This is a genomic window from Ensifer sp. ENS09 (assembly GCF_014852425.1).
Classification (GTDB): Bacteria; Pseudomonadota; Alphaproteobacteria; order Rhizobiales; family Rhizobiaceae; genus Ensifer.
Genome location: NZ_JACVBP010000003.1, coordinates 1,044,560 through 1,056,287 on the forward strand (window position 1 = coordinate 1,044,560; position 11,728 = coordinate 1,056,287).

Below are 11,728 nucleotides of genomic sequence, written 5' to 3' on the forward strand. Positions count from 1 at the left end.
TGAATGAGTATAGCCAAGACGATTTATGTAGCGGGCACTTTCGACACCAAGGGTGACGAGCTGTGCTACGTGGCGGAGCTGATCAGGGCGCAATCGATGCCTGCGGTTCTGGTGGATCTTTCTACCGCCAAGCCTTCGGCGGATGCCGATATCGACGCGAGAGAGGTAGCCGGTTTCCATCCGGGCGGTGTCGCAGCCGTCTTTACCGGGGATCGCGGCAGCGCCGTTTCCGCCATGGGGGTGGCGTTCGAACGGTTCATCCTGTCGCGTGACGACGTCGGCGGCATCATAGGCCTTGGCGGATCCGGAGGAACCGCGGTCGTCACCCAGGCCATGCGCGCCCTGCCGGTCGGAACGCCGCGGGTGATGGTCTCGACGGTGGCGGCCGGAAACGTCAGCGCCTATGTCGGTCCGAACGACATCGCGATGGTGAATTCGATCACGGATATCGCCGGCCTCAACCGGATCTCGCGAACCGTCCTTGCCAATGCCGCCAATTCCATCGCCGGAATGGTGCGCAACCGGCGGGAAGCCGAGCAGGACGACCGGCCGGCGCTTGGCCTGACGATGTTCGGCGTCACCACCCCTTGCGTCACCCAGGTCGTCGAGCAGCTGCGCGACCGGTACGAATGCCTGGTGTTCCACGCGACCGGCATCGGCGGGCAGTCGATGGAGAAGCTTGCTTCGTCCGGCTATCTCGCAGGCGTTCTCGACATCACCACCACTGAGGTGTGCGATCTGCTGTTTGACGGCATCTTGCCGGCGACCGAAGAGCGGTTCGGCTTCCTTGCCCAATCGGACCTTCCTTATGTCGGATCCTGCGGCGCCCTCGACATGGTGAACTTCGCCGGCCTCGAGACGGTTCCGGAGAAGTATCGCCACCGCAATCTCTATGTGCACAACCCGCAGATCACGCTGATGCGCACGACGGTCGACGAGAATGTCGCGATGGGCAAATGGATCGGCGAGCGCCTGAACCGCAGCATCGGTCCGGTTCGCTTCCTTCTGCCGATGGGCGGGGTGTCGCTGCTCGATGCACCGGGCCAGCCTTTCCACGACCCGGAGGCAGACGAGGCCCTGTTCACCGCCATCGAAAATACGGTTGAGCAGACCGACGAGCGTCGCGTCCTGCGCGTGCCGTACGCGATCAATGCGCCCGAATTCAGTTCCGAAATCCTTCGTCATTTCAACGAAATCAGTAGAGGCAGTTAGTATGAAGTTTGAAAGACGCCAGTTGCTGGACAAATTTCGCCAGCAGATCAAAGCGAAGATCCCGATCATCGGCGGCGGCGCTGGCACCGGCCTTTCGGCCAAATGCGAGGAAGCCGGCGGGATCGACCTCATCGTCATCTATAACTCCGGCCGCTACCGCATGGCCGGACGAGGGTCGCTTGCCGGCCTCCTTGCCTATGGCAACGCCAACGAGATCGTGCTCGACATGGCACGCGAGGTGCTGCCCGTGGTCAAGCACACGCCGGTTCTTGCCGGCGTGAACGGCACGGATCCGTTCTGCAACTTCGATTTCTTCCTGGACCAGCTGAAGGCCGTCGGTTTCGCCGGCATTCAGAATTTTCCGACCGTGGGTCTCATCGACGGCACCTTCCGGGCCAATCTCGAAGAGACGGGCATGGGTTACGCCCTGGAGGTCGACCTCGTTCGCCTGGCGCGCAGCAAAGACATGCTGACCACGCCCTATGTGTTTTCGGCCAACGATGCCCGGGCCATGACGGAGGCGGGGGCAGACATCGTCGTCGCCCATATGGGGCTGACGACCGGCGGCGCGATTGGCGCTGACACCGCGCTGACGCTTGAGGCCTGTGTCGATGAGGTCAACGCGATCGCGGCTGCGGCCCGAAGCGTCAATCCCGACATTATCGTCCTGTGCCATGGCGGCCCGATCGCCGAGCCGGAGGATGCCCGCTACATCCTCGAGCGGTGCCCGGGTTGCCACGGGTTTTATGGCGCATCCAGCATGGAGCGTCTTCCGGTCGAAAAGGCCCTCGTCGCCCAGACGCAGGCCTTCAAGAAACTTGTCATCCAGCACTAGGAGGGAAATGTGGCAAAGGCATATGCAAGCGCAGTGATCGATGCGCCGATTGAGACCGTCTGGAAGATCGTTCGCGACTTCAACGGCCTGGCGACCTGGCACCCGGCCATCGCCAGCAGTGAAATCGAAGAGGGACGAGGCAGTGCCGAAGTCGGTTGCGTGCGCTCCTTCTATCTTCAGGATGGAGCCCATGTTCGCGAGCAGCTCCTTGCCCTCAGCGATAGCGAGCATTCGCTCTCCTACAGCTTCGTGAAACCGGCCTTTCCGGTGACGAACTATGTTGCGGGGATCAGGCTGCTTCCGATCACCGACGGCAACCGCACCTTTGTCGAATGGACCGCCGTTTTCGACGAGGCACCGGAGGATGCCGGAAAGTACGTGGAGATCATCTCTACGCATGTCTTTGCAGCCGGCTGGTCGGCGCTCCGGGCGAAGCTCGCCGGGTAGACATGTTCGTTTGGCGGGTGGCGCGAACGTTTCGCCACCCGCCAAATGCCTACGACTGTAACGGCCACCGGACGACGGCGCGCGACAACACGGCCGACCCAATGATATTCTGGGTGGGCGGCAGCTCAAGCGGATCGCCACGACCTCCGCCTGCATGATCGGTGACAGCCGCCCGCACACCTGGCCGACAACGCCTCACTTTTGCCTCTTCGATCCCTGGGAATGACCGTCCGAACCTGCAGTCAGCAGTTTCGCAACGGGTCTATCACGCGGAACCGTTCGCGCGCTGCTGCGTTGGGACTAGCCTTTGACGGACACAAAAGTCGAAGGCGTGGGTGATGGCCCCTCTTGTGCTGCCACGTAACGCGCGCCGTTGTACGGCGCCGACGGGCGCCGGGACCTCCCAGTAAGAGGAGTGAAAGTCATGTCGATTCCTTCCAAACTTTTCGCAACGGTCGCCCTTCCAGTCTTCGCCGCATCACTCGTGATTCAGCCGGCGCTGGCCGAGAGCCTGAGGGCGCCGTTCCAGGTCGCGCAGGAAGGGGTCGATCAGCAGTCGCCCGAGGACTTGCTGCTGCTCAAGAAGCGCAAGAAGCAGCAGGCCGCCGAGGAAGGGCAGGCAGAACCGCAGGCCGAGGAGCCGCAGCGCCAGACGGAAGAGCCGTCTCGCAAGAAGCGCAAGCAACAGGCTGAAGAACAGCAGCCCGGCGCCGAGGAAAGCGCACCGCGACAGGCCGACCAGCAACAGGCGCCTGAACGCAAGAAGCGAAAGCAACAGGTCGAAGAGCAGCCGCCTGGCGCCGAGGACGTGGCACCGCGGCAGACCGAGGAGCAACGGGCGCCCGAGCGAAAGAAGCGCAAGCAGCAGGCCGAAGAACAGCAACCCGCCATCGAGGAAGGCGCTCCGCGGCGGGCCGAGGAACAACAGGCACCTGAGCGCAAGAAGCGCAAGCAGCAGGCCAAAGAGCAGCAGCCTGGCGCCGAGGAAGTGGCACCGCGGCAGGCTGAGGAGCAACAGGCGCCTGAACGCAAGAAGCGCAAGCAGCAAGCGGAAGGACAGCAGCCTGCCATGGAGGAGAGCACTCCGCAGAACACTGAGGAGGAGCAGGTCCCAGCGCCCAAGAAACGCAAGCAGCAAGCTGAAGGTCAGCAGCCGGACGAGCAGAAGGCGCCCGAACAGCGTGCCGCACCGTCCACGGAACAGCCGGCGCCACAGACCGGCGAGAGTGAGCAGCAGCCGGTTCCAGGCTCTAAACAGCCCGCGACTGCCGAGCAGCGTCAGCGTGAGGAGCCTCAGGGCAAGCCTGCACCTGTCGTCGTCGACAAGCGCACGAAGGCTGAGAAGCGCAAGATCGCTGAGGACCCGGCGGCGACCGACGAAACCGTCGTGCTTCCGGTCGATAACGGTGCCGCCGTGCTCGACAGCGACAAGGATGCCGACAAGTCGGGTGGCGACCGGGCGCGCGAGGCTCGGCGCAAGCAGCGCGAAGAGCTGCGCACCGAGCAAAAGACCGTGGCGCCGCCGACGGATGACGCCGCCGCCCAGGCCGAGATCCCGGCCGAGGTTCGGCAGGCGGCCCCGCAGAGGATCGAGGCGGCGATCAAGGAGGAGGGCCGGCGCGTTGAAGCGGCGCCTGCCTTTGCGGTTCCGGACACAACGAACATCATCAACAACACCGTCATCAACAATACGGTGATCAACAACAGGACCGTCAACAACACCAGGAACAAGGATGTGAACGAGGTGCACGTGGTCGAGAGGCTCGACGATCGTGTCGTCCTTGGCGTTGGCGACCAGATCTTCGTGCGTGGCGACGATCGCCCGCGCCTGCGCCACGATGCGCAGGAAGCGTACTACGACGAACTTCCGCGCGGCCGCGTGCGTGAAACGATCGTGCGCCCGGGAGGCTACCGGATTGTCACCGTCTATGACCGCTATGGTGACGTCTTGCAGCGCTCGCGTGTCGACAGCGACGGCAACGAATATGTGCTGATGTACGCGCCGGATTACCAGGACGAACGGCGCCCGGCGATCGTCGACGTCGGTTATGACCTGCCGCCGATGCGCCTGACGATCCCGGTCGACGATTACATCGTCGACTATTCGCAGGAACCGGATCGGGATTACTACACGTTTCTGTCCGAACCGCCGGTCGAGCGCGTGGAGCGCGTCTATACGATCGACGAGGTCCGCAATTCGGCGCGCCTCCGTGACAAGGTCCGGCGCATCGATCTCGACACGATCCACTTCGATACGGGAAGCGCCGAAGTGTCGATGTCACAGGCAAAGACGCTCCGAACGGTCGCGGACGCCATGCAGAAGGTGCTCGGCAAGGATCCCGGCGAAACCTTCTTCATCGAAGGGCACACGGACGCTGTCGGTTCTGACCGGTCGAACCTCGTTCTCTCCGACGAGCGCGCCGAATCCGTCGCGGTTCTCCTTACGGAAGTCTACGGCATCCCGGCGGAAAACCTGGTGACGCAAGGCTATGGCGAACGCTTCCTGAAGATCGGCACGCAGGAGCCTGAGGAAGAGAACCGCCGGGTGACCATCCGCCGCGTGACGCCACTGGTGCGCCCGGTCGCGCAGCGATAGTGCGCGCGACATTCAGCCAACGGCGCTCGCGTCGGCGCAGGGAGGCTCAATATTGTTCGACCCGATGATGTGGCGAACCTGACGGTCATCCTGCGTGGCACGCTTAGCCGTGCGGCTGGTGAAAACGTCTGAGGAACGGGCATCCAGGCGCCGCCTGTTCGACCGTTCCCTTTCCTCTTCGAAGAGAATGCCGAAATCGCTGCAGTCCTCTTGGGCGAGCTTTCCAGCCTTTTGGCGGACGGTCTGCTGTTGCCAGGCTATGGCGCGCGCTTCCTGACGATCGGCACGCGGGAGCCCGAGGACGAAAACAGGCGTCTCGCTCCCGGCGCGGAAAGCGCGCATGATTTGTAATTTAATTTCGAAAAATATTGACATTTCAACATAAACTGGACATTTAAAGATAACAACAAATCGTCTGGATTTTGAGATGCTCGTCATTGTCGCTGATGATCTGACCGGCGCTCTGGATGCCGCAGCGCCCTTTGCCGCGAGGGGCTTTTATGTCGAAGTCGCTTTGGCACCTGAGGCGATTGATGATGTCCTGAAAACGGGGCCGGACGTGGTTTCGGTCAATCTCGGATCGCGAGAGCTCAGCCCCGCATTGGCCAGGCAACGAACCGTTGCCACGCTCGCCGCGCTGCCTTCCGGTTCGCGCATCTTCAAGAAGGTCGACTCCCGTCTCAAGGGCAACATCGTTGCCGAACTCGACGCGATGTCTTTCGGGTCAGCGCTCGTGGCGCCCGCTATTCCAGGCTTCGGTCGGGTCGTCATGTCTGGGAGCGTACAAGGCTTCGGGGTCGATACCCCCATTCCGATTGCCGAGAAGCTCGGCCCGCATGCGACCAAGGCCGTGATCCCGGATGTCTCCACCGAGTCGGAAATGCGTGCCTTACTTCAGGATGCGGAAAGAAGTGGCACGGATCTGCTGATTGGTGCGCGTGGTCTGGCCGAGGCGCTTGCCGAAAGGATGAGTGGCGGTCAACAAGGGCGGGCTGCCGAGGTGTCGGCCGGCCCGGCCTTGTTCGTCATCGGGTCTCGTGATCCGATTACCCTTGCCCAGATCGACACGCTTCGCGACGGCCTTGCCGTATCCTATTTGCCCGCGCCCAACGGCCGGCTTTCGGTCGCAGACGATACCGGCGGCGCAATCACGCTTGTTCAGGCGGTGCCGGGCGACGGGGAGGTGACGCCGGAGGCCGTTTCCGAGGCGCTGGCCGAAAGCGTTTGTCCGGGCCTTGTCGAACGGGCGGGCACACTGCTTCTGTCCGGCGGCGCAACCGCCGAGGCGGTATTGAAGAAGATGGGCATCCAGCGTTTTCGCCTGCTGGGCGAATGCCTGCCCGGCCTGGGCTTGGCTGAGGTCGACGGACGTTGCATCATCGCCAAGTCTGGCGGATTCGGTGCGCCGGGCACGCTTAAGGAAATCGCGGAGGCTGTCCTCCGCAAGATGGGATGACGGATGGGACTGGAGAACGGAACAGCACGCAAGAGCCTCGGCGATCTCGTCTTTGAGCGTATGCACCGCGCGATCAAGTCCGGCGCCTACAAGCCGGACGAGCGCTTGCCGACCGAGCACGAGCTGGCAAGCGAGTTCGAGGTTTCGCGTCCGATCATCCGCGAAGCGCTGCGCCGACTGCGCGAGCAGGGCTTCATCTATTCGCGCCGCGGTGCCGGCAGCTTCGTTCGTGCCGTCGGCATGCGTGAGCCGCTGGGCTTCGGCCAGCTTGAGAACGTTGCCGATCTCCTGAACTGCTACGAGTTCCGCTTGACGGTCGAGCCTGCGGCGGCCGCCGCCGCCGCGGAGCGACACGACGCGGCCGGCTTGGCCGCCATCCGCCAGGCGCTGGAACTGATGCGGGACGCCACCAACCGGCAATCGCACCGGGAGGATGCGGACTTCCAGTTCCATCTTGCGATCGCGCGCGCCGCCCAGAACAGCTATTTCTTCACGGCGATGGAAGCGCTCAAGGACCACATCGCCGTCGGCATGCGGTTTCATGGCGCCTCGGTCAAACGGGAGACGACCGGGTTGACGCGCGTTTTCGGTGAGCACGAAGCGATCGCGGAAGCGATTGCCGCGCGTGAAGGCGCAAAGGCGAGGCAACTCATGCATGACCACCTTGCCGGATCCCGCGAACGCCTGTTCCAGGCGACCAAGTAATCGATAAAACAAAACCCCGGCAGACGCCGGGGTTTTGTTTTTTGCATTGGTCTATTGCTCAAAAGGCTGCCTTGTAGACGGCAAGCACGTCCTCCACGCTCATGTCGCTCGGATTGTTGTCCATCAGCCTTCGGTTGGCATGGGCCTCGCTTGCATAGAGCGGCAAATCGTCGGCACTTGCGCCGTGAGCGGCAAGCGACATCTCGATGCCGAGGTCACGGCAGAAGCCACGGGCAGCGCCCAGGAGTTCCCGGGAGGAGAGATTTTCGCCAAGACCCAGCGCCGTTGCGACTTCCGCCGTCTTGCCCGCCGCAACTGGTTGGTTGAAGGCGAGCACATGCGGAAAGATGATGGCGTTTGCCAGGCCATGGGGCAGGCGAAGCCGCGTGCCGAGCGGATAGGCGATCGCATGGCCCGCGGCTGTGTTGACCGGGCCAAGGCAGATGCCACCGTAGTAGGAAGCCAGCATCATCCCTTCTCGCGCCTCGGTATCTGATCCATCCCTGACGGCGCGAGCGAGATATTTGCCGACGAGCTTGAAGCCCATACGGGCAAAGCCGTCGATCATCGGATGGGCGCGGCGATTGGTGAAGGCTTCCACGCAATGGGCCATGGCATCGACGCCGGTCGCGGCGGTTACCGCTGACGGCACGGAATAGGTGAGTTCCGGATCGAGAACGGCGAAGTCGGCAATCATGTGCGGGCTTTCGACCGCGATCTTGTTTCCCTTCGCAGGATCGGTGATCAGCGAGCGGATCCCGGCCTCCGAGCCTGTGCCTGCCGTTGTTGCGACCTGGGCCAGGCGCGTGTTGCGGCCGAGAACCCGGTTCGGTCCGGCAACATCGGCAAGCGTCTGCTGACAGTCCCAAAGCACGGCAACCAGCTTGGCAACGTCGAGCACCGATCCGCCCCCAAGGCCGACGATGAGGTCCGGCTTGTTTTGGCGCGCGAAGTCGAGTGCGGCATCGAGTGTGTCGACATCGGGTTCGCCTGGAATGGCGTCGAACACCGTGACGCGGCCGGAAAGCTTCAGGCGATCGACGAAGCCGGTGGTGATCGGCGTGGCGATGACGAGCACTGAACTGGCATCGGCCGCCCAGGCGCCGACCTCTGCGATCGTGCCGGCGCCGACGGCGAGGCGACGCGGCTGATGAAGGGTGATGGGAGCGATGGTCATGGTGTCATCCTCGCTTGGCGTCGCCTGCCACCAGCTTGCGGGCATAGGCGATGGCGGAGTTCATGTTGCCGTGGTTGGCGATCCCCTTGCCGGCGATGTCGAACGCCGTGCCGTGATCGACCGAGGTTCGGTCGATCGGCAGGTCCACCGAGACGTTTACGGCGGTGTCGAAGGCGACGAGCTTCACGGGGATGTGCCCCTGGTCGTGATACTGCGCGACCACGAGGTCGAAGGCGCCCGAATAGGCGCGATGGAACACCGTATCCGCGGAAATCGGTCCATAGGCATCGATGCCTTCCGCACGTGCTGCTGCAACAGCCGGCGCGATCTGCTCGTCGTCCTCGGTGCCGAACAGGCCGTTTTCGCCGCAATGGGGATTGATGCCGGCGACCGCGATTTTGGGTGCCGCATAACCGATGCGTTTCAAGTGAGCGTCGCCGGCGCGGATGGTGGCGAGCACCCGTTCGGTCGTCGAGCGCCGGATCGCCTCCTGCAACGCCACGTGGGTAGAAACGTGGATGACCTTGAGGCGTTCGGAGGCAAGCAGCATGTAAGCGGCCTTGGAGCCGGTGAGGCTGCGCAGCATTCCGGTGTGGCCGTCATAGTGATGACCGGCAAGGTTCAGCGCTTCTTTGTTGATGGGCGCCGTGACGATGCAGCCGATCACACCGGCTTCAGCATCGCGCACCGCCTTTTCGATGAAGCGAAAGGCCGCGTCGCCGGCGACGGGGCTCAACTGTCCCCAGGCAAGCGGAGCCCCCTCGATCGGCAGATCGACGACATGTCCGGCGAGATCGACCTTAAGGCCGAGAGCGGTCCGGGCTGCTTCGAGCGTTGCGAGATTGCCGTAGATCCGGACCGTGTCGCGCTCCTGCTGTGACATGTCGGCCAGCGCGCGCACCGAAATCTCGGGGCCGACGCCGCACGGGTCGCCCATGGTTATGCCGATGATGTTGCTCATGAAGGTCTCCGTTGGTCGGCGTGGTCCCAGCCAGGGGCTAGGCGGACATATTTGATGGCGCGCCGGTGGTAGGTGTAGGCAAGGTGCATGGTCCCATCCGGCCCTTCGAGCAGCCAGGGATAGGACATCTCCTTGTTGCGGCCGTCGGTCGAGTCGTTGGAGAGGCAGGTGCCGGGGCCGTCCTCGATCAGCAGGCGCACGGGAAAGGTCTTGCCGCCATCTTCAGAGAGGCAGAGAGAGACTGGCGCGCGCCGGACACCCCAGATCGGCACGCAGCCGCCCGTCGGGTCCGCGTCAGGCCTATTGTCGTCCTCGCCGAGCTCGTCATAGAGCGAGGTGCGCCGTTCCGATGTGTCGGCCGCACTGACGGGATTGCAGATCATCGCGATCCGGCCGTCTTTCAGGCGCAGGGCGGCAATCGAGGAATTGTTGTTCGGGACGTCGCTCGCCTCCGGCGCGGACCAGGAGTGGCCGTCATCGAGGCTCTCGCTCCGGTAGACCCAATCGGCCTGCCGTCTGCGGAAGAAGGCAGCAAGATGGCCTTCGCCGAGCGACACTGGCGACATGTGCACGCAGCCAATGGACTGATCCAGTTCTTTTAGCTGCCACGTCGCGCCCTGGTCGAGGGAAATGCCAACGGCTGCCGTGTCGTGGCTTCCGTTCCACTTCTGGCCCGGGCGCTGAACGCATCGGAAGATCGGCAACAGCCAGGCGCCATCACTTCGCGCCACGAGCGGCGCGCGGATGAAGCAACCGCGGGGAAGATCGAGATAGCGGCCTTCGGTGGTTGTCAGCGCGAGCGGGTCCGCCGGATCGCGACGGACTTCCGCCATCCGGATCCGGCACTCATCCTGATTGCCGGAGGGTTGGGAGGTGTGAAAGAGCCACAGCCTGCCGTCGGATGCGGTGAAGAGAACCGGGTTTTGTTCAGAATGCGCGGCATCGAAGCTCAGGCGCTGTGGCGGTCCCCATTGCGTCGCGCCCTTCGGCAGCACCGAAGCAAAGATGGAAATGTCGGACTTGCCCTCGAGCGTGCCGCCGAACCAGGCGCAGGCGAGCGCGCCGTCTGAGAGCAGGTGCAGGAAGGCAGCATGGTTCTGGATCATCGGCGACGGCAGCAGCGCTTCCATGCGCTCGGGCGACACGGGTTGAAGCAGGCCGTTCATGCTGCGGGCGATTTCTTCAGGGTCCATGAGTTCCTCCTGTCTGCCTCGAAAATCACCAAATTTTCAAAGTTGTCAAGTTTGATAAAGTTACAAATCGGCATGAATTCTCTTTTCATCTTTCTTAACATGCTGATTTTATTTTTATATTTTTAGAGATGGCGTCATAATAAAATTTACATCGCGAATTAATTTGACAAACTTTGGTGAAAGGTGGATGGTCTGGGCAAGCCGGCAAGAGGATGCCGGGAGGAGGTCTTATGCCGGAAGCCAGCCCGAAGGGGGCTCAGATGGCGGTCATGTTCGCGGTCGGCGCAGCGATCCTTGCTGCCACCGACGCGGTGATCGTGCGGGCGCTGAACGGCGCCGTGCACCCCTTCGTCATTGGCTTCTTCCGCGCCTTCTTCGGTGCGGTCATCCTTCTGCCCTGGATTGCCCTGCGTCCATCGGTCTTGAGGTCGAGCCACCCCTTGCGTCAGCATGCGGTCCGTGCCGGCTTCAAGCTGCTCGCCATGGTCGCCTTTTTCGCTGCCTTCAGCTGGGGACCGCTTGCCGACGTGACGGCCATCGCCTTCACCTCGCCGATCTTCCTTTTGCTCGGTGCCGCAGTGGCGCTGGGCGAAAGGCCTGGTCCGGCCATGATCGGTGCGGTGGTGCTCGGTTTTGGGGGTGCGATGCTGATCATCGGCCCCTCGGGAACCGGCTTCAGTCTCGCCATCCTTCTCGCGCTCACCGGCGCGGTGCTCCAGTCGACCATCCAGCTGATCCTGAAGTCCATGTCGAAGGGCGACAAGACCGCGACGCTGGTCGTCTGGAACCTCCTTTTGACCGTTCCGATCGCGCTTCTCTTCGCCTTGCCGTTCTGGACCATGCCGGGGACGAGGGAGATGACGCTTCTGGCGCTGCAGGGCGTCGTCGGAACGGCCTGCATGGGCATGATGACCCATGCCTTTTCGCTCGCGCCCGCCACGATCGTCGCGCCGGTCGATTTTTTGCGCCTGCCGCTCGTGGCGCTCGGCGGCTTCGCGCTTTTTGGTGAAGACATCGCCCTCACCACCCTTTGCGGCGGCGGGCTCATCGGTTGTGCGGCGCTGATCGCCGCGCGATCCGGAAAAGCAACATCCAGCTGAACGAATTTCACTAGGGAGGAAATGCCGTGAAGAAACTATTCGTCTT

11 protein-coding genes are annotated in these 11,728 nt (G+C 63.0%); 7 read left to right on the forward strand and 4 right to left on the reverse strand.

Translation table 11 applies throughout. From position 1 onward, the window contains the following. Positions 1 to 3 precede the first annotated feature (3 nt). The 4 genes from IB267_RS20020 (at position 4) to IB267_RS20035 (ending at position 5,090) form a co-directional block, all read left to right on the forward strand. Positions 4 to 1,212, forward strand: a complete 1,209-nt coding sequence (locus IB267_RS20020) for a Tm-1-like ATP-binding domain-containing protein (RefSeq protein ID WP_192449149.1) — start codon at positions 4 to 6, stop codon at positions 1,210 to 1,212. Position 1,213: 1 nt separating this feature from the next. Next, the gene (locus IB267_RS20025) at positions 1,214 to 2,047 is read left to right on the forward strand and encodes a phosphoenolpyruvate hydrolase family protein (protein WP_192449150.1); all 834 of its coding nucleotides are present in this window, start codon (positions 1,214 to 1,216) and stop codon (positions 2,045 to 2,047) included. A gap of 9 nt (positions 2,048 to 2,056) precedes the next feature. Continuing rightward, positions 2,057 to 2,494 carry an SRPBCC family protein gene (locus IB267_RS20030; protein ID WP_043612350.1) on the forward strand — a complete coding sequence of 146 codons (438 nt, stop codon included), beginning with the start codon at positions 2,057 to 2,059 and terminating at the stop codon, positions 2,492 to 2,494. A 424-nt stretch (positions 2,495 to 2,918) separates the two neighbouring features. Beyond that, entirely contained in the window at positions 2,919 to 5,090 is a 2,172-nt protein-coding gene (locus IB267_RS20035) for an OmpA family protein (protein ID WP_192449151.1), read from the forward strand. Between the two features lie 12 nt (positions 5,091 to 5,102). Here the strand turns inward: IB267_RS20035 and IB267_RS20040 are convergent, their stop codons facing one another. Beyond that, positions 5,103 to 5,528 (reverse strand): hypothetical protein, encoded by a 426-nt coding sequence (locus tag IB267_RS20040; protein ID WP_192449152.1) that lies wholly within the window; start codon positions 5,526 to 5,528, stop codon positions 5,103 to 5,105. Between IB267_RS20040 and IB267_RS20045 the strand changes: the two genes are divergently transcribed. Next, positions 5,518 to 6,546, forward strand: coding sequence for a four-carbon acid sugar kinase family protein (locus IB267_RS20045; protein ID WP_192449153.1), 1,029 nt, complete (start codon positions 5,518 to 5,520; stop codon positions 6,544 to 6,546). The genes IB267_RS20040 and IB267_RS20045 overlap by 11 nt on opposite strands. Before the next feature lie 3 nt (positions 6,547 to 6,549). Continuing rightward, complete coding sequence (locus tag IB267_RS20050) at positions 6,550 to 7,251, forward strand: FadR/GntR family transcriptional regulator (RefSeq protein WP_043612357.1); 702 nt, start codon at positions 6,550 to 6,552, stop codon at positions 7,249 to 7,251. A gap of 58 nt (positions 7,252 to 7,309) precedes the next feature. Here IB267_RS20050 and IB267_RS20055 read toward each other — a convergent pair whose 3' ends face one another. From IB267_RS20055 to IB267_RS20065, 3 genes are read right to left on the reverse strand one after another with little or no spacing between them, the layout of a single operon-like run. After that, a complete protein-coding gene (locus tag IB267_RS20055) occupies positions 7,310 to 8,428 on the reverse strand; it encodes an iron-containing alcohol dehydrogenase (RefSeq protein WP_192449154.1) in 1,119 nt (372 codons plus the stop codon). A gap of 4 nt (positions 8,429 to 8,432) precedes the next feature. Beyond that, complete coding sequence (gene pdxA / locus IB267_RS20060; RefSeq protein WP_192449155.1) at positions 8,433 to 9,389, reverse strand: 4-hydroxythreonine-4-phosphate dehydrogenase PdxA; 957 nt, start codon at positions 9,387 to 9,389, stop codon at positions 8,433 to 8,435. Further along, entirely contained in the window at positions 9,386 to 10,582 is a 1,197-nt protein-coding gene (locus IB267_RS20065; RefSeq protein WP_192449156.1) for an exo-alpha-sialidase, read from the reverse strand. Before IB267_RS20065 ends, pdxA begins: the two co-directional genes overlap by 4 nt. A 230-nt stretch (positions 10,583 to 10,812) precedes the next feature. On the opposite strand from IB267_RS20065, the gene IB267_RS20070 reads away from it, so the two are divergent. After that, entirely contained in the window at positions 10,813 to 11,682 is an 870-nt protein-coding gene (locus tag IB267_RS20070; RefSeq protein ID WP_192449157.1) for a DMT family transporter, read from the forward strand. Positions 11,683 to 11,728: the final 46 nt, after the last annotated feature.

Bases quoted from the DNA above. Each gene is read 5' to 3' on its own strand.
- IB267_RS20025 (WP_192449150.1), top strand. From the start codon at position 1,214: ATGAAGTTTGAAAGACGCCAGTTGCTGGACAAATTTCGCCAGCAGATC.
- IB267_RS20020 (WP_192449149.1), top strand. From the start codon at position 4: ATGAGTATAGCCAAGACGATTTATGTAGCGGGCACTTTCGACACCAAG.
- IB267_RS20035 (WP_192449151.1), top strand. From the start codon at position 2,919: ATGTCGATTCCTTCCAAACTTTTCGCAACGGTCGCCCTTCCAGTCTTC.
- pdxA (WP_192449155.1), bottom strand. From the start codon at position 9,389: ATGAGCAACATCATCGGCATAACCATGGGCGACCCGTGCGGCGTCGGC.
- IB267_RS20065 (WP_192449156.1), bottom strand. From the start codon at position 10,582: ATGGACCCTGAAGAAATCGCCCGCAGCATGAACGGCCTGCTTCAACCC.
- IB267_RS20070 (WP_192449157.1), top strand. From the start codon at position 10,813: ATGCCGGAAGCCAGCCCGAAGGGGGCTCAGATGGCGGTCATGTTCGCG.
- IB267_RS20045 (WP_192449153.1), top strand. From the start codon at position 5,518: ATGCTCGTCATTGTCGCTGATGATCTGACCGGCGCTCTGGATGCCGCA.
- IB267_RS20055 (WP_192449154.1), bottom strand. From the start codon at position 8,428: ATGACCATCGCTCCCATCACCCTTCATCAGCCGCGTCGCCTCGCCGTC.
- IB267_RS20050 (WP_043612357.1), top strand. From the start codon at position 6,550: ATGGGACTGGAGAACGGAACAGCACGCAAGAGCCTCGGCGATCTCGTC.
- IB267_RS20040 (WP_192449152.1), bottom strand. From the start codon at position 5,528: ATGACGAGCATCTCAAAATCCAGACGATTTGTTGTTATCTTTAAATGT.